This is a genomic window from Massilia sp. PAMC28688 (assembly GCF_019443445.1).
In the GTDB taxonomy this organism is placed as follows: domain Bacteria; phylum Pseudomonadota; class Gammaproteobacteria; order Burkholderiales; family Burkholderiaceae_D; genus Telluria_A.
In genome coordinates this window covers 2252709-2277433 of sequence record NZ_CP080378.1, presented here as the reverse complement: position 1 = coordinate 2277433, position 24725 = coordinate 2252709, and the positions used below count along the sequence as shown (strand labels likewise).

18 protein-coding genes and 2 rRNA genes are annotated in these 24725 nt (G+C 61.6%); 9 read left to right on the top strand and 11 right to left on the bottom strand.

What is annotated here, in order from left to right:
- Nucleotides 1–13: 13 nt before the first annotated feature.
- A complete protein-coding gene (locus tag KY495_RS10210) occupies nucleotides 14–1864 on the bottom strand; it encodes an ABC transporter ATP-binding protein/permease (RefSeq protein WP_219883520.1) in 1851 nt (616 codons plus the stop codon).
- Nucleotides 1865–1926: 62 nt separating this feature from the next.
- Between KY495_RS10210 and KY495_RS10205 the strand changes: the two genes are divergently transcribed.
- The 4 genes from KY495_RS10205 (at nucleotide 1927) to KY495_RS10190 (ending at nucleotide 5758) form a co-directional block, all read left to right on the top strand.
- Nucleotides 1927–2364 carry an acyl-CoA thioesterase gene (locus KY495_RS10205; protein ID WP_374040998.1) on the top strand — a complete coding sequence of 146 codons (438 nt, stop codon included), beginning with the start codon at nucleotides 1927–1929 and terminating at the stop codon, nucleotides 2362–2364.
- 12 nt (nucleotides 2365–2376) lie between these two features.
- Entirely contained in the window at nucleotides 2377–3966 is a 1590-nt protein-coding gene (locus tag KY495_RS10200; RefSeq protein WP_219883519.1) for an alkaline phosphatase, read from the top strand.
- A gap of 6 nt (nucleotides 3967–3972) precedes the next feature.
- Complete coding sequence (locus KY495_RS10195) at nucleotides 3973–4725, top strand: DUF3592 domain-containing protein (RefSeq protein WP_219883518.1); 753 nt, start codon at nucleotides 3973–3975, stop codon at nucleotides 4723–4725.
- A gap of 97 nt (nucleotides 4726–4822) precedes the next feature.
- Nucleotides 4823–5758 carry a carbohydrate kinase family protein gene (locus KY495_RS10190; RefSeq protein WP_219883517.1) on the top strand — a complete coding sequence of 312 codons (936 nt, stop codon included), beginning with the start codon at nucleotides 4823–4825 and terminating at the stop codon, nucleotides 5756–5758.
- On the opposite strand, the gene KY495_RS10185 is transcribed toward KY495_RS10190, so the two are convergent.
- The 6 genes from KY495_RS10185 to KY495_RS10160 form a co-directional block, all read right to left on the bottom strand.
- The gene (locus KY495_RS10185; RefSeq protein WP_219883516.1) at nucleotides 5741–6559 is read right to left on the bottom strand and encodes a hypothetical protein; all 819 of its coding nucleotides are present in this window, start codon (nucleotides 6557–6559) and stop codon (nucleotides 5741–5743) included. The genes KY495_RS10190 and KY495_RS10185 overlap by 18 nt on opposite strands.
- Entirely contained in the window at nucleotides 6556–7404 is an 849-nt protein-coding gene (locus tag KY495_RS10180; protein WP_219883515.1) for a hypothetical protein, read from the bottom strand. Before KY495_RS10180 ends, KY495_RS10185 begins: the two co-directional genes overlap by 4 nt.
- On the bottom strand, nucleotides 7404–9086 hold the full coding sequence (locus tag KY495_RS10175; protein WP_307728281.1) for a long-chain fatty acid--CoA ligase: 1683 nt from the start codon (nucleotides 9084–9086) through the stop codon (nucleotides 7404–7406). Before KY495_RS10175 ends, KY495_RS10180 begins: the two co-directional genes overlap by 1 nt.
- A 101-nt stretch (nucleotides 9087–9187) precedes the next feature.
- On the bottom strand, nucleotides 9188–10870 hold the full coding sequence (locus KY495_RS10170; protein WP_219883513.1) for a long-chain fatty acid--CoA ligase: 1683 nt from the start codon (nucleotides 10868–10870) through the stop codon (nucleotides 9188–9190).
- 179 nt (nucleotides 10871–11049) lie between these two features.
- Nucleotides 11050–12135, bottom strand: coding sequence for an aminopeptidase (locus KY495_RS10165; protein ID WP_229518570.1), 1086 nt, complete (start codon nucleotides 12133–12135; stop codon nucleotides 11050–11052).
- A gap of 12 nt (nucleotides 12136–12147) precedes the next feature.
- Complete coding sequence (locus KY495_RS10160) at nucleotides 12148–14226, bottom strand: molybdopterin-dependent oxidoreductase (protein WP_219883512.1); 2079 nt, start codon at nucleotides 14224–14226, stop codon at nucleotides 12148–12150.
- Between the two features lie 205 nt (nucleotides 14227–14431).
- Here KY495_RS10160 and KY495_RS10155 point away from each other — a divergent pair, with 205 nt between their 5' ends.
- Nucleotides 14432–15625, top strand: coding sequence for a M20 aminoacylase family protein (locus KY495_RS10155; protein ID WP_219883511.1), 1194 nt, complete (start codon nucleotides 14432–14434; stop codon nucleotides 15623–15625).
- Here KY495_RS10155 and KY495_RS10150 read toward each other — a convergent pair.
- Nucleotides 15622–16527, bottom strand: coding sequence for an NAD(P)-dependent oxidoreductase (locus KY495_RS10150; RefSeq protein WP_219883510.1), 906 nt, complete (start codon nucleotides 16525–16527; stop codon nucleotides 15622–15624). The genes KY495_RS10155 and KY495_RS10150 overlap by 4 nt on opposite strands.
- 62 nt (nucleotides 16528–16589) lie before the next feature.
- Here KY495_RS10150 and KY495_RS10145 point away from each other — a divergent pair, with 62 nt between their 5' ends.
- Complete coding sequence (locus KY495_RS10145; protein WP_219883509.1) at nucleotides 16590–17123, top strand: acyloxyacyl hydrolase; 534 nt, start codon at nucleotides 16590–16592, stop codon at nucleotides 17121–17123.
- Here KY495_RS10145 and KY495_RS10140 read toward each other — a convergent pair whose 3' ends face one another.
- Complete coding sequence (locus tag KY495_RS10140) at nucleotides 17124–18545, bottom strand: esterase-like activity of phytase family protein (RefSeq protein ID WP_219883508.1); 1422 nt, start codon at nucleotides 18543–18545, stop codon at nucleotides 17124–17126.
- A gap of 126 nt (nucleotides 18546–18671) precedes the next feature.
- Between KY495_RS10140 and KY495_RS10135 the strand changes: the two genes are divergently transcribed.
- The 3 genes from KY495_RS10135 to KY495_RS10125 all read left to right on the top strand — a co-directional run bounded on the left by KY495_RS10135 (nucleotide 18672) and on the right by KY495_RS10125 (nucleotide 21360).
- Nucleotides 18672–18998 carry a hypothetical protein gene (locus KY495_RS10135; protein WP_219883507.1) on the top strand — a complete coding sequence of 109 codons (327 nt, stop codon included), beginning with the start codon at nucleotides 18672–18674 and terminating at the stop codon, nucleotides 18996–18998.
- A gap of 263 nt (nucleotides 18999–19261) precedes the next feature.
- Nucleotides 19262–20845: a M20/M25/M40 family metallo-hydrolase gene (locus KY495_RS10130; protein ID WP_219883506.1), complete on the top strand. Its 1584-nt coding sequence runs from the start codon at nucleotides 19262–19264 to the stop codon at nucleotides 20843–20845.
- Nucleotides 20846–20988: 143 nt separating this feature from the next.
- Nucleotides 20989–21360, top strand: coding sequence for a translational machinery protein (locus KY495_RS10125; RefSeq protein WP_219883505.1), 372 nt, complete (start codon nucleotides 20989–20991; stop codon nucleotides 21358–21360).
- Between the two features lie 61 nt (nucleotides 21361–21421).
- Here KY495_RS10125 and rrf read toward each other — a convergent pair.
- Nucleotides 21422–21534: ribosomal RNA gene (gene rrf, locus KY495_RS10120) — 5S ribosomal RNA — on the bottom strand.
- Between the two features lie 160 nt (nucleotides 21535–21694).
- Nucleotides 21695–24569 (bottom strand): 23S ribosomal RNA (locus KY495_RS10115).
- Nucleotides 24570–24725 lie beyond the last annotated feature (156 nt).

Genomic DNA, 24725 nt, shown 5'->3' with positions numbered 1-24725 from the left:
GTCAGTTTGCCGCTCACAGCGCTTCGTTTGGCAGCGCAGGCGAGGCCAGTTCCTCGTCCTGCCTGGCCTGCTGGCGCTCCCACATCTGCCGGTACAGGCCATCGGCCGCCAGCAGCGCCTGGTGCGTGCCCCGCTCGACGATGCGGCCATGATCGAGCACCAGGATCTGCTGAGCATCGGCCACAGTGGACAGGCGGTGCGCAATCACCAGCGTGGTGCGGTTCTTCGCAATTTCCTTCAACTGCTGCTGGATGGCTTGCTCCGCCCTGGAGTCGAGCGCGGAAGTGGCCTCGTCGAAAATGAGAATGGCGGGATCCTTGAGCAGCGTGCGGGCAATGGCCACGCGCTGCTTTTCGCCGCCCGACAATTTCAGGCCCCGCTCACCGACCATGGTGGCGTAGCCTTCGGGGAGCGACTCGATGAAGTCGTGGATCGACGCGGCGCGGGCGGCGGCGATGATGTCGTCCTTGCTCGCGCCCGGCTTGCCATAGGCGATGTTGTACTCGATGCTGTCGTTGAACAGCACCGTATCCTGGGGCACGATGCCGATTGCACTGCGCAGTGACTCCTGCGTGATGTGGCGCACGTCCTGGCCATCAATCGTGATGCTGCCGCTGTTGACGTCATAAAAGCGAAACAGCAGCCGTGACAGGGTCGACTTGCCCGAGCCGCTGTGGCCCACCACCGCCGTGGTGGTCCCGGCAGGGATGGTGAAGTCAACGCCAAACAGGATCTGGCGGTTGCTCTCGTAGCTGAAGTCCACCTGCGAAAACACCACTTGCGCGCCGTGCGTGACGAGCGGCTTTGCCGCCTTGTCGTCGGCCACTTCGCGGTTCTGGTCCAGCAGCGAAAACAGGCGCTCCATGTCGGCCAGGCTTTGCTTGATCTCGCGATAGATCACGCCCAGGAAGTTGAGCGGAATGTACAGCTGGATCATGAAGGTGTTCACCAGGACCAGGTCGCCCATGGTCATGGTGCCGGCGATGACGCCTTCGGTCGCGCGCCACAGGATGAGCGTGACGGCGGTGGCGATGATGAGCGACTGGCCGGTGTTGAGGAAGGAAAGCGAGGTCTGGGAGCGCACGGCTGCGTTCTCGAAACTCTTCAGGCCTTCGTCATAGCGCTTCGCTTCGTAGTCTTCGTTGCCGAAGTATTTGACCGTTTCATAATTGATCAGGGAATCGATGGCGCGCGTATTGGCCTTGGAATCGAGGTCGTTCATGGTGCGCCGGAAGTGGGTGCGCCAGTCGGTCACGATGACGGTAAAGGCAATATAGGTCACCAGCGCCACGGCCGTGATGGCGGTGAACCAGATGTCGTAGTTGACAACCAGGTAGCCCAACACCAGCGTGATTTCCACCAGCGTTGGCAGGATGTTAAAGAGCGTGAACGAGATGAGCGAACTGACGCCGCGCGTGCCGCGCTCGATATCGCGCGTCATGCCGCCGGTCTGGCGATTCAGGTGAAACCGCAGCGACAGCGCATGCAGGTGGCGGAACACGCGCAGCGCAATGGTGCGCACCGCGCGCTGCGTCACCCGCGAAAACAGGAATTCGCGCAGTTCGGTAAATACGGTGGTGGAAAGCCGCAGCAGGCCATATGCCACCAGTGCGCCGACCGGCAGCACCAGCAGTGCCTGCGGGCTGCCCGGACTGATGGAGAGCTGGTCGATGAGCTTCTTGAGCACCATCGGCACGCCCACGTTGGCCACCTTGGCCGCGATCAGGCAGGCCATGGCCGCCATCACGCGCCATTTGTACACCCACAGGTAGGGGAACAGGGTCTTGATCACGGCCCAGTCACTGCGCACCACGGCCTTGGGGTCGGTGATGGGCGGTGGCGGACTGCTGGGGTGTCGTCGCATGGCAGAGGTTGGCTATTTATGGTTCAATCTGGGACGATTGTAGCCTTTCATGAGAATTCAAGATGACCACGCCCGAAAACGACGCCGCCCTGATCCAGAGCGCCCTGATCGCCGGACTGCCGGCCAACCGGATGCCCACGCTACGCGTGATGCCCGCGCCGTCGGACGCTAACGTGTACGGCGACGTCTTTGGCGGCTGGATCATGGCCCAGGTGGACGTGGCTGGTTCGCTGCCGGCCACGCGCCGCGCCAATGGCCGCGTGGCCACCATTGCCGTCAACTCCTTCTTGTTCAAAAATCCCGTGTTCGTCGGTGATCTGCTCTCGTTCTATGCCGACATCGTCAAGGTGGGCAAGACCTCCATCACCGTGTATGTCGAAGTGTACGCAGAACGCAATCGCCTGCAGGCCGACACGGTCAAGGTGACCGAGGCGACCCTGACCTATGTGGCCACCGGGGACGACCGCAAGCCGCGCCAGTTGCCGCCACTGGAAAGCTGAACGGGGAGCTTCATGGAGCAGCAACGCCGCGAATTCCTGCTGCAGGGGACGCGCCTGGCCGGCATTGCGGCCGCCCTGGGCAGCGCCACGCCCCTGGCCCTGGGCCAGGCACCGGCAGTACGCGCCTATCCGTTCAGCCTGGGCGTGGCGTCCGGCTCGCCCCTGCCCGACTCGGTCATCCTCTGGACCCGCATCCTGCCCGACCCGCTCAACGCCGCCTCGGTGGCGCCGGTGGCACTGGTGGTGCGCTGGGAAGTGGCGCACGACCAGGCATTTACCCGGATGGTGGCCAAAGGCAGTGCCAGCGCCGTGCCGGAACTTGCGCACAGCGTGCATGTGGACGTGAAGGGACTCGATCCGGCGCGCTGGTATTTTTACCGCTTCATGCTGGGCGACGCCGTCAGTCCAGTGGGCCGCACCCGCACTGCGCCGGCGGCGGCCGCCATGCCCACGTCGCTCAAGCTGGCCGTGGCTTCGTGCCAGCACTGGGAGTTTGGCAGCTACGCGGCGCACCGCCACATCGCCGCGGCCGGCCCCGACCTGGTGGCCTTTTTGGGCGACTACATCTATGAATGGGGGCCGTACCACTTGCGCCATCCCGCACGCGCGCAGCGGGTCGATGAATCGTTCACACTGGCCCAGTACCGCGCGCGCTATGCCCAGTACAAGACCGACCGCGACCTGCAGGCTTCCCACCATGCCGCGCCGTGGATCGTGACCTGGGACGACCATGAAGTGGCCAACGATTATGCGCGTGACCGCGACGAGCGCCTCAGTCCCGATTTCCCGGCGCGCCGGGCGGCGGCGTACCAGGCCTTCTACGAACACATGCCGGTGCGGCTGATGGTGCCGCGGCCCGGGGCCTTTGGCGACATGCGCATTTACCAGCGCTATGACTGGGGGCAGCTGGCGCGCCTGCACGTGCTCGATGACCGCCAGTACCGCGCGGCGCACGCCTGCCCGGCACGCAAGGAGCGCGGCGGCTCCAGTTCCGTCACGCGCGCCTGCAAGGAACTGCGCGACCCTGCCCGGTCAATGCTGGGCGCGGCCCAGGAAGCATGGCTGGCTGACGGCTTCGCCACTTCCAGGGCGCGCTGGAACATCGTGGCCCAGCAAACGCCCATGGCGCAATCGAGCCAGCTGCCGCTGACCACGCCCAACGCCGGGCGCTTCTGGAACGATGGCTGGGATGGCTATCCGGTCTCGCGCGAGCGTCTGTTTGACGCGCTGCGTGAGAGCCGGGCGCAAAACCCGGTCATCCTGTCCGGCGACGTCCACACCTTTTATGCGACCGACCTGAAGCCCGACTTCAATCGCCCGGCATCAAAAGCCAATCCCGTGATCGCCACGGAATTCTGCGGCACGTCAGTGACGTCCGGTTCGCGGCCACAGGCACGCACCCTGCAGTATGTAGACATGAACCCGCACGTGAAGTATGGCCGCAGCGACAAGCGCGGCTTCATGCTCATGGAGATCACGCCTTCCGTGACCAACACCTTTTTCATGGGGCTGGACGACGTGCGCGACCCGGCCACCGGCATGTCGCGCCTGGCCACCTTCAGCGTCGCCAACGGCAAACCGGGCCCGCGCCAGACGGGCTGACGCTGCATGTTGCGTCCCCACCCGCGGCGCTGGGCCGTTGCGCTGTTCGTCCTCCTGTTCAGCGGTGGCTTCGTGCTCCTTGGCGCTTTGGTGGGTATGCTGCCTCTCCATGACCAGGCCGCACAGTGGTATGCGCAGCGCGCCTTTGTGCCGGTGCCGGCGCGCGTGGAGGCCGTGCGTCTCATGGTCACGCCGCACGCCAAGGCAGACCAGCATTTCCAGGTCATGGCCTCGCTCAGCTACCAGTACCAGGGCCGCACGTTCCAGGTGCGCGGTTCCACATCGCAGCGCGGGGATACGTTTCGCGCCTATCACGAGAAGCGCTACAGCGAGCTTGAGCAGGCGCGCCGCCAGGCCAGCAGCGTGCCGCTGTGGATCAATCCGGACAACCCGGAACAGGTGACGCTCGATCGCGGCTTTCGCTGGCTGGTCGCGCTCCTGTCCCTGCCGCTGGCGCTGGGCTTTCCCCTGGTGGGCCTTGGCGCCAGCGCGGCGCTGGTGTGGCTGTCCTGGCCCGCGCCGGCCGGGGCAGCGCCCAGGAAAATCAAACCCGTCCGGCTGGTCTGCTTCTTTGCCCTGGTGTGGAATGCCCTCACGCTGCCGTTCTGCCTTGCCAAGCTGTACGACAGCCTCACCGAGCATGCGTATGGCCTCATCCCCGTGCTGCTGGTCTTCCCGGTGATCGGACTGCTGCTGGCAAACTGGGCGCGGCGCCTGTGGAGACAGCAGCGCCAGCTGCACTCAAGCATGGCATCGTAGGAAAATTACGCCAAACGGGGTTTTATCTTCCACCATATTGTAATAAAGTTACATACGAGTTATATTTATGCCATCCTCGTTGATGGTGAATGTTGCAATGCGTGATTATGATCTGGTGGTATTTGGCGGCGTCGGCATCGACACCATTGTGCGGGTACCGGTGCTGCCGCTCCCGATGGCCGACTCCATCCACGTGCCCGCAGTGCGCGATTTTGTGGCGCACACAGGCAACGGCGTGGCGCTTGGCTCGCATGCACTGGGGCGGGCCACGCATCTGGTCGACTTCGTTGGCGATGATCCGCAGGCCGCGCTGATCCACGCGCGCTACCGCGAACGTGGCCTCGGCTTCACCTACGTCATCCACCCAAGCGGCACGCGCCGCAGTGTCAACCTGGTGGATCCGTCCGGCCGCCGCCTGTCGCTGTATGACGGCCGCCACCCGGACACGCTGCGCATGGAGCGCGCGCTGTACCTGCCGCTGCTCGAGCGTACCCGCCACGCCCATTTTTCCATCATGCCCTGGGCGCGCGAATTGTATGACGATGCCCAGGCCCTGGGCGTGACGGTATCGACTGACCTGCATGACTGGGATGGCAGGAATCCGTACTACGATGATTTCGCCCTGCGCTCGGACGTGGTGTTCATGAGTACGGCGGCAATGGGCAGCCGCTACGAAGACATCATGCGAGCCATCCTTGACAAGGGCCGGGCGCAGGTGGTGGTGGCCACCATGGGCAGCGAAGGCAGCTGCTACATGACGCGCGCCCAGCAGATGCTGGTGTACCAGCCCTGCGCAGGACTGGGGCGCGACATCATCGACAGCAATGGCGCCGGCGACGCATTCTCATCGGCCTTCCTGGCCGGGTACGCGGACCAGCTGCCAGTGGCCCAGTGCATGCGCATGGGGGCGATCGCCGGCGAATATGCGTGCGGCTTCGAGGGCACGGCAGAAGCTTTCCTGACCCGCGCCGCGATGGAAGAGCTGATGCTGGCGGCCGCCACGCCGGCCGCGCGTTCAGTGGTAGTAGAATGAAATGCGCTGTTTGATCCGCATGCCGGGATCGACGCTTTCGGGTTTTTGATAGCGCGCCAGCGAACGATCGCTGATGCCGCGCATGTAACTGAGCAGGGTGTCCTCGACCGTCTCGCGGCTGAAAGCAAGACCCGCCGGTCCGTCTGCCACGCCTGGCTGGGTGGCCTGTTCCAGCGTTACCTGAGTCCAGCTGACGGTGCCGTCAGCGGCATTGAAGACCATGTCCAGGTCGCCGAACACGTTATTGATTGACGCCGGTGCCGGAAACTCCGTTTCGGCCAGGATGGACGCGTACACACCCGTCATGTAGATGCAGGACTGGCGCTGCGACTGCGGCATGGCGGCCAGCGCGCTTTCAAATCCGGCCGCATCCTCGAGAGGATCGGCGGCCGGGATGCAGGCGCGTGGCATGCCACCGGGGCGCTGCGCCATCCACCACAGCGCCATGGCATTGTCCCGGCCGGCGACGGCATAGCCACTGGCCAGGCGCAGCACCGCCGAAGGGTGGCCGGCGCGCTCGGCAAGCTGATAGAAATGGATTCCGCGGTCCCAGTTGGGCTTGACGCACAAGCCCGTTTCAAACATCGCCCCGGCCAGCAGCAGCACATCGCGCTGCCTGGACTTGATCTCTGCGTTGAGCTGCCTGACGGCGCCCGGGCAGTCGCCGCTGTTGATATAGGCAGCAATGCGCCGGGTTGCCTCGGCGTCGGGTGGCTCAAGCTCGTCGCGGTCGGCCCATGCCGCCTGGCTGGCCAGTACCAGGCCCGCGCTCAGCATGCAATGGACGACTGGCCTGATCACTTCACTGATCCGCCGGCCCCGACCCTGCTATCGAGCTCGTAGAAGAACGAAAAGGTGTGCCCGATCGTGATGGCAGGATCGATTCCGTCCGGCTTCTTGTAGCGCGCCAGCGTGCGCTCGCCGGTAGCGCGCATGTAGTTGACCAGGCTGTGCTCCACCGCGGGGCGGTCGTCTTCCTTCAGCCGCGCAGCATCGCGCGTACCGACACCGGTGGCGCGCTCACGCATCTTCTGGTGCCAGCCAATGGTGCCGGTGGCTGGCGTGAACTGCATCTCCACGTCGCCGTACACGTCGCGCAGCAGCGCTTCGCTCGGAAACTCCGTTTCGGCCCGAATGGACGCGTACACGCCTGCCATGTAGACGCATGCCTTGAACAGGGCCGGGGGCATTGCAGCCAGTGCCTTTTCAAATCCTTCGGCATCGGTCCTGGGGTCGGCCTGCGGCACGCAGGCGCGCGGCAGGTTGCCGGGTTCATGGGCCGCCCACCACAGCGCCACCGCGCCATCCCTGCCTTCCACCGCATAGCCGCCGGCCAGGCGCTGCACGGCCGAACGGTTGCCTGCCGCATCGGCCAGCTGGTAGAAATGCGCAGCACGGTCCCAGCTCTGCTTTACACAAAGCCCGGTCTCGTACATGGTGCCTGCCGCCAGCAGCACGTCGCGCTGCCTGGCCTTGACACCTTCATTGAGGGCGTTCACGGCGCCGGCGCAATCCTTGCTGGCCAGGTAGGACGCCAGCCGCTTGGTGGCGTAGCGGTCGGGCTGGTCGAAGTAAGCCGGCGCTGCCAGCGCGCCCTGCGCCGATAACAGCAGTGCCGCTGCCGCTCCGGTCCGGACCAGCTTCATCAGGATGCCTTCTTTTCGTCGCGCAGTTCACGGCGCAGGATCTTGCCCACATTGGTCTTGGGCAGGTCGGTGCGGAACTCGATGTACTTGGGCTTCTTGTACGCGGTCAGCTGATCCTTGCAGTAGTCCATCAGCTGCGCTTCGGTGAGGCCAGGATCCTTCTTGACCACGAACAGCTTCACCGCTTCGCCAGCGTTCTTGTCCGGCACGCCCACGCAGGCGCATTCGAGCACGCCAGGGTGGGCGGCCACCACTTCCTCGACTTCACTCGGATAGACGTTAAAGCCCGACACCAGGATCATGTCCTTCTTGCGGTCTACAATGCGGGTGTAGCCGCGCGCATCCATGATGCCGACGTCGCCCGACTTGAAGAAGCCGTCGGCCGTCATGACCTTGGCCGTTTCATCGTCGCGCTGCCAGTAGCCGGCCATGACCTGCGGGCCGCGGATGGCGATCTCGCCGGCCGTTCCCAGCGGCACCGGCTGGCCGTCGTCGTCGAGGATCTGGATGTCGGTCGATGGATACGGCAGGCCGATCATGCCGGTAAATTCGGTGATGTCGCAGCGGTTGGCGGTGGCCACGGGCGACGTCTCCGACAAGCCGTAGCCTTCGATGATCGGCGTGCCGGTCAGCTTGAGCCACTTGTCGGCCACGCTCTGATGCACCGACATGCCGCCGCCGTTGCATACCTTGTAGCTTGAGAAGTCGAGCTTGGCGAAATCCGGATTGTTCAGCAGGCCGTTATACAGCGTATTCACGGCCGGGAAAATATTGATGCGGTACTTGGCCAGTTCCTTCACAAAACCGGGAATATCGCGCGGGTTCGGGATCAGGAGGTTCATGCCGCCCAGGCGCGTGCCCATCAGCATGCACACGGTCAGCGAGTAGATGTGGTACAGCGGCAGCGCGCACACGAACTGCAGCTGCTCGCCCTTGGGCAGGGTGTTGAGCGTGGGCTGGAGCCAGGCTTCGTTCTGCAGCACGTTGGCAATCACGTTGCGGTGCAGCAGCACCGCGCCCTTGGAGACGCCGGTGGTGCCGCCGGTGTACTGCAGAAAGGCGATATCCTCCGGCCCCACCTGCACCGGCTTGAGCGTCAGGCGCGTGCCTTCGGCCAGCACCTTGTTGAACGGGATCGCATTGGGCAGCGAGAACGCCGGCACCATCTTCTTGACCTTGCGTACCACGAGGTTGACGATGGTGCCTTTCACAAAGCCCAGCAAGTCGCCCATATTGGCCACCACCACATGCTTGACCCGGGTTTTCGGCAGCACCTGCTCCACCGTGGTGGCAAAGTTTTCCAGCACGATGATTGCTTCGGCGCCCGAATCGGTGAGCTGGTGCTGCAGTTCGCGCGGGGTGTACAGCGGATTGACGTTGACAACCACGAAGCCGGCGCGCAGCACGGCGGCCAGGGCCACCGGATACTGCATCACGTTCGGCATCATGATGGCCACGCGCGCGCCCTGCTTCATGCCGCGCGACTGCAGCCATGCCCCCATTTGCTGCGACATCTGGTCGAGCTCGCGGAAAGTGATGGACTTGTCCATGCAGGCAAATGCCTTACGGTCGGCGTACTTCTTGAACGATTCTTCCAGCAGCTGGTTGAGCGACCGGTATTGCGTGTAATCGATCTCGGCAGGAACGCCCGGTTGGTAAGACTTGAGCCAAAACTTGTCCATCATGTGCCTCGCTGGTGATTGCTGTTGCTGTGGTTGCTGGTGGTTGCAGGTGGAAATGCAAAAGCCGCCCGGCGCACGGGCGGCTTTTCGCTTGCCGCTACTTACGCTGCTTTTTTCTCATCGCGAAGGACGCGGTGCAGGATCTTGCCCACGTTGGTCTTCGGCAGCTCGTCGCGGAATTCGATGTACTTCGGTTTCTTGTAGCCGGTGAACTGCTCTTTGCAGTAATCCATCACTTGCTCGCTGGTCAGATTCGGGTCCTTGCGCACCACGAACACTTTGACGGCTTCGCCGGAATGTTCGTCCGGCACGCCGATCACCGCGCACTCCAGCACGCCAGGGTGCATGGCAATCACGTTTTCCAGTTCCGTCGGATAGACGTTAAAGCCGGACACGAGGATCATGTTTTTCTTGCGGTCGACGATCTTGACGTAGCCGTTGGCATCCATCACGCCCACGTCGCCCGACTTGAAGAAGCCGTCGGCCGTCATGACCTTGGCCGTTTCGTCCGGACGATTCCAGTAGCCGGACATCACTTGCGGGCCGCGAATGGCGATTTCGCCTTCCTGTCCCAGCGCCACCGGCTTGCCGTCATCGTCGAGGATGGCGATGTCGGTCGATGGCACCGGCAGGCCGATGGTGCCCGAGAAATCGGTCAGGTCGGCGCGGTTGCAGGTGGCCACGGGCGACGTTTCCGACAGGCCGTAGCCTTCGATGATGCAGGTGCCGGTGCGCTTTTTCCACTTGTCGTTGACTGCCTGCTGCACGGCCATGCCGCCGCCATTGGAAATCTTGAGGGCGGAGAAATCGACCTTGTCGATATCGGGATGGTTCAGCAGCGCGTTGTAGAGCGTATTCACGGCCGGCAGCATGTTGATCTTGTACTTCGACAGCTCCTTGATAAAGCCGGGAATGTCACGCGGGTTGGGGATCAGGATGTTGAGGGCGCCCACGCGGGTGCCCCACATGGCGCAGGCCGTCAGCGCAAAGATATGGTACAGGGGCAGCGCGCACACGATCGTGATCTGGTCCACCACGGGCGCGCGCTGCAGCGCCGGCTGCGACCACGCTTCGCTTTGCAGCACGTTGGCAATGATGTTGCGGTGGGTGAGCGTGGCGCCCTTGGACACGCCGGTGGTGCCGCCCGTGTACTGGAGGAAGGCGACGTCGGTCGAGGCAGCCTGCACCGGGGCGAACTTCATCTTGGTGCCCATCGACAGCACATCCTTGAAGCGCACCGCATTGGGCAGGGCAAAGGCCGGCACCATTTTCTTGACGTTGCGGACCACGAAATTGACGATCATGCCCTTCAGGCCGCCGAGCATTTCGCCCATGCTGGCCACCACAATGTGCTTGACCGGGGTCTTGGTCAGTACCTGCTCGAGCGTGGTGGCGAAATTTTCCAGCACGATGATCGCTTCGCTGCCCGAATCGTTGAGCTGGTGTTCCAGTTCGCGCGGGGTGTACAGGGGATTGACGTTGACCACCGTGTAGCCGGCGCGCAGGATGGCGGCAATGGCGATCGGATACTGCAGCACGTTGGGCATCATCACGGCAACGCGGGCACCTTTCTTGAGGCCGCGGCTTTGCAGCCAGGCAGCCATCTGCTTGGAATAGGTGTCGAGTTCGCCGTAAGTGAGGTACTTGTCCATACAGACATAGGCATTACGGCTGGCAAATTTGGTGAAGGATTCTTCCAGCAACTGCACGAGGGAACCGTACTGATCGGGATTGATCTCTGTCGGCATGTTGGGTGGATACGATTTCAGCCAAATTTTGTCCATCGTTTGCCTCTGTCTCAAAAATTTATGGTTATTGAATCTGGCATTTTTGCCAGTTACGTTCTCTTTGCCGTAAAAAGAACGAGCATGCGTTTTATACACACCTCTTACAGATCGTATCGGGCAGGAGCCGCATATGCAAGTGCTTTTGCTGGATATCGAGCAACTGCTCTATGAGAGCGTCATTGGTGCGACACGGCAACAACAGCTGAGGACTCGGCCAGCTGTTTCAGGCGCTTATGCCGCTCCTTCTTGTCGAGCTTGCCCAGCTTGCGGGCCGCGTCGTAAAAGCGGGGCAAGGTCTTTTCGCGGGCCAGCAAGGCGCGGAAGGCGGGAACGAAGTCGTTATAGGTGGCAATCGAGGCCAGGTGGGCGTTGGACAGGGGTTCGGCAAAAAAGCGGTCATAGCCGGCAAAGCCGCCCCAGCTCGCCTTAAGCAGCTGATAGTCATCCTTGAGCTTCTGGAACAGGCGTGCCTTTTCGGCGCGCTTGTCGGCCTGGCTCAGGCCGGACTTGTAGACTTTGTCCAGGGCCTTGCGGCACTCCAGCAGCAGGGCCACGAACTGCTTTTTGCGCTCAGAAAACTTCAGGTAGTTCTCGCGCATGGCTTCATTGCCAAAGCCCTTGAGCCAGCGCTCCACCCCCGCTTCTTCCACCGTGCTGGCAAACGATTCGTTAAATTGCGAGTCATCCTGCACGTACAGAACCTGATGCGACAGTTCATGGAACAGCAGGCGCGCCAGTTCGGCATCGGGATAATGGATGAAGGTCGATACCAGCGGGTCGCTGAACCAGCCCAGGGTGGAATAGGCCGGCACCCCGCCCACCTGCACGTCGTTGCCTTCGGCGCGCAGGGTGGCGGCGTACTCCTGGGCATCTTCGCGGCTGTAGTAGCCACGGTAGCTCACACACCCGGCCACCGGAAAACACCACTGGAGGGGGCGCAGCGACAGTTCCGGCGTGGCCACCACATTCCACAGGATGTATGGGCGGGCCAGCGCCGCGTAATTCTTGTAGCTGCTGTTGTCGGGCAGTCCCAGTTCCTGCACCGCGAAGGTGCGGATCTGGCGGGCCGTGGCCAGGCGCAGGCGCAGCTTGGCGTCGGTATTCTGGTCGGCCAGCCAGGTTTCAATGGGGCGTGCGTCGGCCAGGAGGGTCAGCTGCCCTTGCGCGGCCTGCTTGTAGTAATTGAGGCTGGAACAACTGGCCAGCATCAGCGCTGCAGCCGCCGCCAGGGCAATGTGGTTGGCTATGCGGCTGGGTGTCATGCTGCGTCCTTTCTAAGCTGCCAATTTTTCAACCTGGACCAGCGTGTCGTAGAACGTGGGCGCGCGCCCCATGTCGGTCAGGGCCTGGCTGGTCACTTCGTTGGCGTTCTTGCCATCGGTAGACAACTTCTTCCACCACACCGACAGGCCCACCACCAGCCCGACCCGGGCCTTGGTGGTGACGCGCGCCCTGGCCACGAAGCTGCCGCGGTCATTGAAGATACGCAGCATGTCGCCGTGGACGATGCCGCGCGGCGCGCAATCGTCCGGGTGGATGTCCAGGTGCGGCTCGCCTTCCGTGCTGCGCAGGCTCTTGACATTGACAAAGGTCGAATTGAGGAAGTTGCGCGCCGGCGGGGAGATCATCGCCAGTGGGTATTTTGCCGCCAGTGCCGGATTGCTGGCAACCGATTCGTACGGCGCAATATGGGCCGGCAGTGGATCGAGGCCGTCGGCCAGCATGGACGCGGAATACAATTCGCACTTGCCCGAGGGCGTGGGAAAGCCGCCATCGGCAAAGGGCGCGCTTGGTACGGCCAGCTTTTGCCAGCCTTTTTGCTTGAGCGACTCCCAGTCGAAATGCACGGCGCGTTCATGCTGCCGGTTGAACGCTTGCGCGGCCAGTTCATCGTCGCTTTCGGCAAAGCACGGATCGGTAAAGCCCATGCGGGCGGCCAGCAGGCGGAAGATTTCCGTGTTGGGCTTGCTCTCGCCCAGGGGCGCAATGGCGGGATTGTTGGCCATCATGTACAGGTGGCCGTAGGCATGGTGCGCGTCCAGGTGCTCGAGCTGGGTGGTGGCCGGGAGCAGGATGTCGGCATAGTCGGCACTGTCGGTCTGGAAGTGTTCCAGCACCACGGTAAACAGGTCGTCACGCTGGAAGCCCTGCATGACCTTTGCCGAGTCCGGCGCAATGGCCAGCGGGTTGGCGTTGTACACGATGACCGCTTCGATCCTGGGGCCGAATTCCGGCGACGTGTCCCTCAGCAGGTCGTCGCCGATGGTGGTCATGTTGATGGTGCGCACCGGCCCCTTGAGCAGGTCGGGGCGCTGCATGACGGCCTTGTTGAGCGGGAACGTGCCGGACGAAGACAGCTGCACGCCGCCGGCCGCATGGCGCCAGGCGCCCACCAGCGCGGGCAGGCAGCTGATATTGCGCACGGCCATGCCGCCGCCGCGCACGCGCTGCACGCCGTAATTGACGCGGATGGCGACCGGCTCGCCGCGGCGCGCCGTGGCGCCATATTCCTGTGCCAGGCCAAGCACTTCGTCCACGCTGATGCCGCAGGTGGTGGCCACCCGCTGCGGCGTCCATTCGGCGGCGCGGACCTTGAGCTGCTCGTAGCCAATGGTGTGGGCGGCAATGTACTCCTCATCGACCAGGCCGTCGCGGATCAGTACGTGCATCATGCCCAGCGCCAGCGCCGTGTCGGTGCCGGGCAGCAGGGCAATATGCTGGTGGCATTTTTCAGCCGTCAGCGAACGGTAGGGATCGATGGCGATCAGCCTGGCGCCGCGCCGCTTTGCTTCCTGGGCCCGCATCCAGAAGTGCAGATTCGACGCGATCGGGTTGCCGCCCCAGATGATGATCAGGCGGGCATCCTGGAATTGTTCGATGTCGGTGCCGATGGTGGCGCCGATGGTGTAGCGGTAGCCGTAAAAGCCGGCATTGGCGCAGATGGTGCGGTCCAGCGCCGAAGCGCCCAGCTGGTTGAAAAAACGCATGGACATGGACTCGCCCTGGACCTGGCCCATGGTGCCGCAATAGCTGTACGGCAAAATGGCCTGGGGCGCGCGGGCGGCAATGGCGCCCAGCCTGTCGGCAATTTCGGCAATGGCGGCATCCCAGCTGATGCGCTCGAACTTGCCCTCCCCCTTCTTGCCCACGCGCCGCATTGGGTACAGCAGGCGGTCGGCGTGGTAGGTGCGCTCGGTAAAGCGCGATACCTTGGTGCACAGCACGCCGGCAGTGGTGGGATGGTCCGGGTCGCCCTTGACCTCGGTCGCCACGCCATCCTCCACCGTGATCAAGAGGGCGCAGGTATCGGGGCAGTCGAGCGGGCAAGTGCCCCGCACTTGGGTAGTGGTCATTGCGGCAATCCGGAAAAATCGTCAGGCGAAGCTGCTACTGTAAACGATTCTTCGAGAGAACATCATGCACTGTCCTTGAAACGGCTCAATACGCAACGCTGCAAAGTCGGTGCGAAGGCGGCCGGGCTGCCGCGAACGTGCTACAAAAGCGCGCCAAATGGGTTAACATTCCGTTACTAAGATGCCGGCATCATTGGAGAACACCATGAAACTCGTCGAACCGATCATTGCTTTCCAGTCGGAGCTGCAGCAGATCCGCCGCGACCTGCACGCCCATCCGGAACTATGCTACGAAGAGCAGCGCACCTCCGATGTGGTGGCTGCCAAGCTGACCGAGTGGGGCATTCCGGTCATCCGCGGCCTGGGGGTGACGGGCGTGGTGGGCATCGTCAAGAATGGCCATTCGAGCCGCGCCATCGGCCTGCGCGCCGATATGGATGCCCTGCCCATGCAAGAGATTAACAGCTTCGACCATGCCTCGCGCCACCCGGGCAAGATGCACGCCTGCGGCCATGACGGCCACACGGCCATGCTGCTGGGCGCGGCCCACCACCTGGCGACCCACCGCAACTTTGACGGCACCGTGTACCTGATTTTCCAGCCGGCCGAAGAAGGCGGCGCCGGTGCGCGCCGCATGATCGATGACGGCCTGTTTACCCAGTGCCCGATGGACGCCGTGTATGGCATGCATAACTGGCCCGGCATCGCCACCGGCAGCTTTGGCGTGGTGGAAGGGCCCATGATGGCGTCAAGTAACGAGTTCCATGTCGTCGTCAAAGGCAAGGGCTGCCATGCCGCCCAGCCGCACCGGGGCATTGATCCCGTGATGGTGGCGGTGCAGATTGCCCAGTCGTGGCAAACCATCGTGTCGCGCGAAAAGAATCCACTGGAAACGGCCGTGCTGTCGATCACCCAGATCCATGCCGGCAGCGCCACCAATGTGATTCCCGACGAAGCCGTGCTGAGCGGCACCGTGCGCACCTTCAGCACCGACGTGCTGGACCTGCTGCAAACGCGCATGCAGGACATTGCCACCCACACTGCGGCGGCGTTCAACGCCACGGTGGACTTCACGTTCAAGCGCAACTACCCGCCCCTCATCAATCATCCAAGGGAGACGGCGTTTGCGGTGGAGGCGATGAAGGCCGTGGTCGGTGCCGAGCGGGTCGATACCAATACCGAACCGACCATGGGGGCGGAAGACTTTGCCTTCATGCTGCAGGCCAAGCCGGGCTGTTACGTTTTCATCGGCAATGGCGAGGGCGATCACCGCGAGGGCGGGCATGGGTTGGGTCCATGCCAGCTGCATAATGCCAGTTACGATTTCAATGACAACCTGCTGCCGATCGGCGCCAGTTTCTGGGTCAGGCTGGCAGAGATGAGCCTGCCCCTGGCTTAGGCACGGCCCTGGCCGCCCAGGACAATGCCGGGATTGATCTGCTCAAGCGCCAGCAAGGCGGCGGACTGGTCGGCGCCGGCGTGGGTGGCGCCAATCGATGCATAAGTCTGCGTCACGAGGGAAGCGACGGGCAGCACGACACCAGCCTCGGCCGCTGCAGCGAGGACGTTGCGCAGATCCTTGAGCTGGCTGCGCACTTGGCCGCCCGGCACAAAGTTTCGCTCCAGCATGCGCTGGCCATGCACTTCCAGGATGCGGCTTTCCGCAAACCCGCCCCGCATCGCCTGGCGCACGGCGGCCGGATCGGCCCCGGCCGCCTGCGCCAGCAGCAGCGCTTCGGCCACGATATTCAGGGTTCCGCCCACGATCAGCTGGTTGCACAATTTGGCGATCTGGCCACTGCCGGTGGGGCCGACCAGCGTGGCACGGCCCATGCAGGCCAGTACCGGTTGCGCGCGCGCAAAGTCGTCGGCGCTGCCGCCGGCCATGATGGCAAGGGTCGCGGCTTCGGCCCCGGCCACGCCACCGGAAACCGGTGCATCCATGAAGGCGCAGCCGTGCGCGGCAAGCGCCTGGTGCAGGTCAAGCGCTTCCTGGTGGGCGGTCGAACTCATGTCGATCCACAGGGCGCCCGGCGCAAGGCCGGCCAGCGCCGCCGCCGCCACCTGCGTCACCACGGCACCGTTGTCGAGCATGCTGATCACCACGGCGGCGCCCTCGACGGCCTGGGCCGGCGTGGAAGCAGGCACGGCGCCTGCCGCGCGCAGGGCGTCGGCCTTGGCCGCGGTACGGTTCCACACCCGGACGGACAAGCCGGCCTGCAGCAGCTGCCGCACCATGGGCGCGCCCATCAGGCCGGTGCCGAGGAAAGCCAACACTGTTGAGTTATCGCGTGCATTCATGTTTTTGCCAAGCCCAGTACAATGGCTAGTCATTATTACATACACAACGAACCACCTCTCTCATGCGCTTTCTGACCATCCCTGCCCTGCTCGCCTCGCTGCTCTCCCTTCCTGCCATTGCCGCTGTCGAGCACGCCGCCCTGGAAGCAGGCAGCGGCACCCGGGTACAGATGGTCCGCGCCAGCGTGCAGGTGCCGTGGGGCCGCCCCATGTGGCAATCCAACGGCACCCACATTGCGGCGCACTGGGATTTTTCCATCGCGCAGTGGCGCGGCACGGCCTACCGCAATGTGCCGGGCGACAATCAGCACATCACCGACATCGGCGTCACGCCCACATTCCGCTTCCAGCGTGACAGCGCCCGGGGCTGGTATGGGGAAGGGGCGATTGGCTACCATTTGCTGTCGGCACTGTATGACAACGATGGCAGCAGGCTGTCGACCGCCTTCCAGTTCGGCGACCATCTGGGGGTGGGCTACGTGTTCAACAATGGCTGGGATGCCTCGCTCAAGGTGCAGCATTTTTCCAATGGCGGCATCAAGCGTCCCAACAGCGGCGCCAATTTCCTGGTGCTGCGGGTGGCGCGTCCGTTCTGATCAGACCGCGTAGTCCAGCAGGGGCCGCTCAAAGCGGAGCAGCCACAGGCTGAAGACGCCCGCGTCCGGCTCGGCCGGCGCCACCCGCACCACATGAGCCCTGGCGCTCCCGGCCACGATGTGGCCGGCACTGTCGGCTTCGAACTGCGTGACATCTTCGTGCAATTCCTGCCCGGCCGCGTCGTACACCCGGGTCTGCATGCCGAAGTCGCTGTCATTGGTCAAGGCCAGGGTCCGCCCATCAACCAGGGCCAGTCCTTCGGCCTTCTCGGCCGTCCAGCCAAGGGCGTTCAAGTCCAGCAGCAACGTCTTTTTCAGTGGAATCACCTGTGCCCAGCTGGCCCCGTTGACGGCCTCACCGGCCAGGCTGCTGTGCTCGAGGTCGGCAGTGTGGGGATTGCAGGCGGCAGCGCCGATGTCGGTGGCGCCGGCCAGGTCCACCATGACCAGGTGATGGAACATGCGGCCATCGGAGCCCTGGGCCTGTTCGATGACCACGAACTTGCCGTCGCCCAGGGGCGCCATATCGCCCAGCTTGGCGTGACCGGTCTTGCCGCCCGCAAATGCGGCCGCTTCGAGCGGGTAAGCCAGCATGCGCACCGTGGCCCCACTGGCGGGATCGAATTCCACCCACCGCAAAAATCGGGCATAGCGCTCGACATCCTTGCTGTCGCCACTCAGCGGGCTTTGCAGGAAAGCATGGATCCGGCCGCTGGCAGGATCGAGCGCCATGCCTTCCATGCCGCGATTGGCGCGGCGCCGGGCCAGGATTGAAGGCAGGCCGTGGCCCGGGCCGTAGCGAGCCTGTACCAATCCGGTGGCAGGATCGATTTGCAGCAGAAAGGGGCCGTATTCGTCCGTGATCCAGAGCATACCGCGCACCCGATCATAGGCCATGGCTTCGCTGTCGATCCCGCCGGCGTGGAACATGGGCCGCCCGGCGTCCTCGAAGCGCAGGCTGTCGTGCAGGGGGATTTCGGCGGAGTTGCCCAACGTCCCGGGCGGCAGCGGCAAGCCTGACACGGGCTGCGTGGCCGACATACGGATGGGCAGGCTGGACACGAGTGCGGCGCCATGCGCATCCACTTGCAGAACGCCAATGGAGGGGGTGAAATTGGGCGCGGGAAACAGCTTGCTGTCCATTAAGGCACCATCCGGGCCCGGCACCTGGGGGCCATCGCCATTGGGGCCGCGATCGGTCAGGCAATAGAATACGAGCGTGCCGTCAGCCAGCTTTTCGCGCAGGGCAATACCGGAACCGAAGGATGGGGCAAAACCGTGCCTGAAGCTGGCGGCGACAGCCGGATCGCTGCCTTCATACGGCACATGCACATGGGGCGGCAACAGGACGGTGTGGCGCGTGACGTCCACGGCCACCCGGCCCATGGCTGCCTGCTGAATAAACGTGGCCGATGTCTGCATGCTGGCGACTATACCTGAGAACGTTTGAGGTGCCGCAAACTCCTGTCACCGCCAGTGCTCCGGACTCAACAGTGCGCGGTAAGCTTTTCCAACAGAAAGTTGGAGACCAAGATGGAGAGGCTGACCATGGCAACGACATTGCTGATCACTTCCGCTCCTACGACGGGCGCCCCGCCCAGCGGCTGGCTGACGGTGGGCGAATCCGCGTTTGCGGCGCTCAAGGCCGGGGGCCACCAGGTCACCATACGGGGCAACCGCGCCGCCCTGGTGCCGGGGTCGGGCGAGGCGATGTACCTGATCGAAGTGCATGTGCGCGATGTGCCGGACATTGCGGCCACCCTGCACCGCCGGCTGCGCCCTGGCGAGCGGTTCATGCTTCATGACAGCGAGGCGGCGGGCCTGGCAGCACTCGAGCAGCCCGGGCTTGGCTTCCAGGGACAGGAGTCAAAGTAATATCGCCCCATTCTGCACGCACACAAAGGTTGTAAGTGGTTGATTTTGTTCAGAATTAGACTGTCGGTCTAATCAGACACATGCATTGTGCGCCCAGTTTGCCGTGATAATCTTTTTTCCAATGACTTGCCGAGGCAGGTCGCATGCATTCCAGACAGGGTACCGCCATGGGGCGGCTTTTGGAATGGCGGCATTGGGCCAGCACGCCTTGTTCCGCCCTTGCAGTGGGCAATCAGCCCGGCTTATAAAAAAAAGGAAAAATAATGGAGAAGCAGAAGCGTGTTGGACACCGGGCACCGGTGGCGGGAATAGTTGCCGTCATGCTGGCGGGCCTGTTCGCTGGCGGCATGGCACAGGCAGCGTCGAAGAAAACCTGGATCACCGTGGGCGACGCAGCCTACGCGCACTTGAAAAAAGTGGCACCCCACGTGATGGCCCGTGAAAGCCAGGTGCTGCGCACCAATGAGCCGAGCGCGATGTCGGCGGCGACCGAGCGCGTCCATCTGGTGCAGGTCGATGAGGACCAGATGATGAAGCTGAGCGAAAAGATCCACCACGAGCTCAAGCGGTGCGGCGGCTTCATGGCGCACGTCAGCGAAGCCGAGGGCAAGCGCTCGCTGGCCAGGATGTCGGCGCCCCAGCCGATGGCTGCGCTGGCACCATCCTATGTGATCGACAACCAGAGCCTCGTGTCGCCCGTGCTGTCGCAAATGCAGGCGAGCAATATCACCACGACGATCAACGACCTGTCCACCTTTGTCAACCGCTTCTATACGACCACGGGGGGCACCGACGCGTCGAACTGGCTGCGCAGCAAGTGGGCGGGCATGGCATCCGGCCGCAGCGATATCAGCGTTACCCAGTTTGCGCATGCTGGCTACAACCAGAAATCCGTGATCCTGACCATCAATGGCACCGACAATGCAGCGGAAGTGATTGTGCTGGGCGGCCACCTTGATTCGACTGCCGGCTCCGGCACTGGCGAGACCACGCGTGCGCCCGGCGCCGATGACGACGCCTCCGGCATTGCGAGCATGACCGAAGCCCTGCGCGCCATGATCGCCAGCGGCTACAAGCCGCGCCGCACCATCAAGATGATGGCCTATGCGGCCGAGGAGGTGGGCTTGCGCGGCTCCCAGGCCATTGCCCAGAACTACAAGGCCAACAACGTCAATGTGGTGGGCGTGATGCAGCTGGACATGACCAACTACAAGGGCTCTGCCGGCGACATTTACATCTATACCGATTACACCAACGCGGCCCAAAATGATTTCGTGGCCCGGCTGATTGCCACCTACCAGCCTGGGCTGACCGTCGGCTACGACCGCTGCGGCTATGGCTGTTCGGACCATGCTTCGTGGACGGCGCAGGGCTACGCCGCGTCCATGCCGTTTGAAACGACGATGCGCCAGTCCAACCCGCGCATTCACACGGCCAGTGACACGTATGCAAACATGGGCAGCCAGGCCGCACACGCGCTCAAGTTCGCCAAGCTGGCGGCCTCGTTCGCGATGGAGCTGGGCAGCGACGGGCCAGGCATTCCCGATGCATCGCGGGTGGAGAACTTCAGTGGCACCCTGGCCACCGGCGCCACGCGTTCGTTCGGTCCGTTCAAGGTCGGTGCCGGCGGCACGCTCAAGGCAGAGACGACTGGCACCGGCGACGTGGATCTGTACGTGCGCAAGACCTATGCTGCGACGACGTCTTCCTACACTTGCAAGTCGGATGGGTCGACGGCCACCGAGGCGTGCACGGTGAGCATGACGGCCAACGGCGATGTCTACGTGCTGCTGAAGGGCTACACTTCGGCGAGCTTTAATCTGAAAGTCACTTACAAGCCGCAGTAAAGCCGGCGCCGGACAGTCCGCCCTGTTGGGGCGGACTGCATTGGCCACCGCATAAGGGATCCAGCCGTACGGTGCCGTACCGACGCGGAGCCTGGATGGCCTCAAGATCATTGGCTTGCAGTACAACGAAACCAAGGATCACCATGTCATTCAATCATGCAGTCGTCTGGCTCGACCAGGCCGAAGCGCACGTCATCCACTTCAACCGCGACGCGGCCGACACGGAAGTCATCAAGACCACCTCCCAACACCAGAAGGCTGGCGTGGTCAGCAATAACCGCGCGGAAGAAGACACTTCGCACATGTGTGAAATTGCCGATACGCTCGTTGATGCGAAGCAGATCCTCATTGTCGGTCCCGGCATGGAGAAGCTGGCCTTCATGCGCCACCTTAACCATCATCATGCGGCCACGGCGGACAAGGTCGTCAGCGTGGAGACGGTGGATCATCCGAATGATGCGCAGCTCCTGTCCTACGCGCGCAAGTATTTTGTGAAGTCGGATCAGACGCACTAAAAACGACAGACGAAAAAAAACCCCGAGGCATTTCTGCTCCGGGGTTTTTCTCTTATAACTAGCCTGACGATAACCTACTTTCACACTGGTTGCAGCACTATCATCGGCGTAAAATCGTTTCACGGTCCTGTTCGGGATGGGAAGGGGTGGTACCGATTTACTATGGTCATCAGGCATAACTTGTACAGGTAACAGCTCCACAACGGGGCAGCTGCACCTTGAATCTGGAAGAAGTAAGTTTTTGTATTCGTAGTAACGAACTACGGGGTAGTGCTCGAGATATCAACAACAAGGCAACACGCGACATTCTTATCTCTGCACCTGCTAAGGTTATAGGGACAAGCCGTACGGGCAATTAGTATCAGTTAGCTTAATGCATTACTGCACTTCCACACCTGACCTATCAACGTCCTGGTCTCGAACGACCCTTTAAAGAGCTCAAGGCTCTGGGAAATCTCATCTTAAGGCAAGTTTCCCGCTTAGATGCTTTCAGCGGTTATCTCTTCCAGACTTAGCTACCCGGCAATGCCACTGGCGTGACAACCGGTACACCAGAGGTCTGTCCACTCCGGTCCTCTCGTACTAGGAGCAGCCCCCTTCAAATTTCCAACGCCCACGGCAGATAGGGACCAAACTGTCTCACGACGTTTTAAACCCAGCTCACGTACCACTTTAAATGGCGAACAGCCATACCCTTGGGACCGGCTACAGCCCCAGGATGTGATGAGCCGACATCGAGGTGCCAAACTCCCCCGTCGATATGAACTCTTGGGAGGAATCAGCCTGTTATCCCCAGAGTACCTTTTATCCGTTGAGCGATGGCCCTTCCATACAGAACCACCGGATCACTATGTCCTACTTTCGTACCTGCTCGACTTGTCAGTCTCGCAGTTAAGCACGCTTATGCCATTGCACTATCAACACGATGTCCGACCGTATCTAGCGTACCTTCGAACTCCTCCGTTACACTTTAGGAGGAGACCGCCCCAGTCAAACTGCCTACCATGCACTGTCCCCGATCCGGATAACGGACCAAGGTTAGAACCTCAAACAAACCAGGGTGGTATTTCAAGGATGGCTCCACGAGAACTGGCGTCCCCGCTTCAAAGCCTCCCACCTATCCTACACAGATTGGTTCAAAGTCCAATGCAAAGCTACAGTAAAGGTTCATGGGGTCTTTCCGTCTAGCCGCGGGTAGATTGCATCATCACAAACATTTCAACTTCGCTGAGTCTCGGGAGGAGACAGTGTGGCCATCGTTACGCCATTCGTGCAGGTCGGAACTTACCCGACAAGGAATTTCGCTACCTTAGGACCGTTATAGTTACGGCCGCCGTTTACTGGGACTTCAATCAAGAGCTTGCACCCCATCATTTAATCTTCCAGCACCGGGCAGGCGTCACACCCTATACGTCCACTTTCGTGTTTGCAGAGTGCTGTGTTTTTATTAAACAGTCGCAGCCACCAGTTTATTGCAACCCTTTCGCCCTACTGAAGTAAATCAGCCAAGCTACCGGGGCGTACCTTTTCCCGAAGTTACGGTACCAATTTGCCGAGTTCCTTCTCCCGAGTTCTCTCAAGCGCCTTAGAATACTCATCTCGCCCACCTGTGTCGGTTTGCGGTACGGTCTCGTATGACTGAAGCTTAGAGGCTTTTCTTGGAACCACTTCCGATTGCTTCGGGTCACAAGGACCCTCGTCTCAACCCCTTGAATTCCGCGCCCGGATTTGCCTAAGCGCCTTCTATGAGCCAAAAACCAACTATTCCAACAGTTGGACAACCTTCCGCGATCCGTCCCCCCATCGCATCATACGACGGTGCAGGAATATTAACCTGCTTCCCATCAGCTACGCATCTCTGCCTCGCCTTAGGGGCCGACTCACCCTGCTCCGATGAACGTTGAACAGGAAACCTTGGGCTTACGGCGTGGGGGCTTTTCACCCCCATTATCGCTACTCATGTCAGCATTCGCACTTCTGATACCTCCAGCATCCTTTACAAGACACCTTCACAGGCTTACAGAACGCTCTCCTACCATATGTCAAAGACATATCCGCAGCTTCGGTGACTGGCTTAGCCCCGTTACATCTTCCGCGCAGGACGACTCGATCAGTGAGCTATTACGCTTTCTTTAAATGATGGCTGCTTCTAAGCCAACATCCTGACTGTTTTAGCCTTCCCACTTCGTTTTCCACTTAGCCAATCTTTGGGACCTTAGCTGGCGGTCTGGGTTGTTTCCCTCTTGACGCCGGACGTTAGCACCCGACGTCTGTCTCCCAAGCTCGCACTCATCGGTATTCGGAGTTTGCAATGGTTTGGTAAGTCGCAATGACCCCCTAGCCATAACAGTGCTCTACCCCCGATGGTGATACTTGAGGCACTACCTAAATAGTTTTCGGAGAGAACCAGCTATTTCCAAGTTTGTTTAGCCTTTCACCCCTACCCACAGCTCATCCCCTAATTTTTCAACATTAGTGGGTTCGGACCTCCAGGGCGTGTTACCGCACCTTCATCCTGGCCATGAGTAGATCACTTGGTTTCGGGTCTACACCCAGCGACTGTCGCCCTATTCGGACTCGATTTCTCTACGGCTTCCCTATATGGTTAACCTTGCCACTGAATGTAAGTCGCTGACCCATTATACAAAAGGTACGCAGTCACGGAACAAGTCCGCTCCTACTGTTTGTATGCACACGGTTTCAGGATCTATTTCACTCCCCTCCCGGGGTTCTTTTCGCCTTTCCCTCACGGTACTGGTTCACTATCGGTCGATTACGAGTATTTAGCCTTGGAGGATGGTCCCCCCATATTCAGACAGGATTTCTCGTGTCCCGCCCTACTTGTCGCATACTTAGTTCCACACATCGCATTTCGTATAAGGGGCTATCACCCTCTATGGCCGGAGTTTCCAATCCGTTCTACTATGCGTCATGCTAAATCATGCAGGCTCATCCCATTTCGCTCGCCACTACTTTGGGAATCTCGGTTGATTTATTTTCCTGCAGCTACTTAGATGTTTCAGTTCGCCGCGTTCGCTTTGCATACCTATGTATTCAGTATGCAATGACCTAAAAGGCCGGGTTTCCCCATTCGGAAATCTGCGGATCAAAGTGTGTTTGCTCACTCCCCGCAGCTTATCGCAAGCTACTACGTCCTTCATCGCCTGTAATCGCCAAGGCATCCACCATGTGCACTTATTCGCTTGTCCCTATAACGTTAGCCTCTCCCGCCGACTAAGCAGAAAAGACGTTACAGAGATAAGAATGTACAGCGTTGTTGCTTTGTTTGTTGATACTGTGATTACTACCCTGCCAAACCGTTTTCACGGATTGACATAAAACTTTACTTCTTCCAGATTGTTAAA

What these genes read in the sequence shown, in the direction of transcription:
- KY495_RS10210 (WP_219883520.1), bottom strand. Translation starts at nt 1,864, where the DNA reads ATGCGACGACACCCCAGCAGTCCGCCACCGCCCATCACCGACCCCAAG.
- KY495_RS10205 (WP_374040998.1), top strand. Translation starts at nt 1,927, where the DNA reads ATGACCACGCCCGAAAACGACGCCGCCCTGATCCAGAGCGCCCTGATC.
- KY495_RS10200 (WP_219883519.1), top strand. Translation starts at nt 2,377, where the DNA reads ATGGAGCAGCAACGCCGCGAATTCCTGCTGCAGGGGACGCGCCTGGCC.
- KY495_RS10195 (WP_219883518.1), top strand. Translation starts at nt 3,973, where the DNA reads ATGTTGCGTCCCCACCCGCGGCGCTGGGCCGTTGCGCTGTTCGTCCTC.
- KY495_RS10190 (WP_219883517.1), top strand. Translation starts at nt 4,823, where the DNA reads ATGCGTGATTATGATCTGGTGGTATTTGGCGGCGTCGGCATCGACACC.
- KY495_RS10180 (WP_219883515.1), bottom strand. Translation starts at nt 7,404, where the DNA reads ATGAAGCTGGTCCGGACCGGAGCGGCAGCGGCACTGCTGTTATCGGCG.
- KY495_RS10175 (WP_307728281.1), bottom strand. Translation starts at nt 9,086, where the DNA reads ATGGACAAGTTTTGGCTCAAGTCTTACCAACCGGGCGTTCCTGCCGAG.
- KY495_RS10170 (WP_219883513.1), bottom strand. Translation starts at nt 10,870, where the DNA reads ATGGACAAAATTTGGCTGAAATCGTATCCACCCAACATGCCGACAGAG.
- KY495_RS10165 (WP_229518570.1), bottom strand. Translation starts at nt 12,135, where the DNA reads ATGACACCCAGCCGCATAGCCAACCACATTGCCCTGGCGGCGGCTGCA.
- KY495_RS10160 (WP_219883512.1), bottom strand. Translation starts at nt 14,226, where the DNA reads ATGACCACTACCCAAGTGCGGGGCACTTGCCCGCTCGACTGCCCCGAT.
- KY495_RS10155 (WP_219883511.1), top strand. Translation starts at nt 14,432, where the DNA reads ATGAAACTCGTCGAACCGATCATTGCTTTCCAGTCGGAGCTGCAGCAG.
- KY495_RS10150 (WP_219883510.1), bottom strand. Translation starts at nt 16,527, where the DNA reads ATGAATGCACGCGATAACTCAACAGTGTTGGCTTTCCTCGGCACCGGC.
- KY495_RS10145 (WP_219883509.1), top strand. Translation starts at nt 16,590, where the DNA reads ATGCGCTTTCTGACCATCCCTGCCCTGCTCGCCTCGCTGCTCTCCCTT.
- KY495_RS10140 (WP_219883508.1), bottom strand. Translation starts at nt 18,545, where the DNA reads ATGCAGACATCGGCCACGTTTATTCAGCAGGCAGCCATGGGCCGGGTG.
- KY495_RS10135 (WP_219883507.1), top strand. Translation starts at nt 18,672, where the DNA reads ATGGCAACGACATTGCTGATCACTTCCGCTCCTACGACGGGCGCCCCG.
- KY495_RS10130 (WP_219883506.1), top strand. Translation starts at nt 19,262, where the DNA reads ATGGAGAAGCAGAAGCGTGTTGGACACCGGGCACCGGTGGCGGGAATA.
- KY495_RS10125 (WP_219883505.1), top strand. Translation starts at nt 20,989, where the DNA reads ATGTCATTCAATCATGCAGTCGTCTGGCTCGACCAGGCCGAAGCGCAC.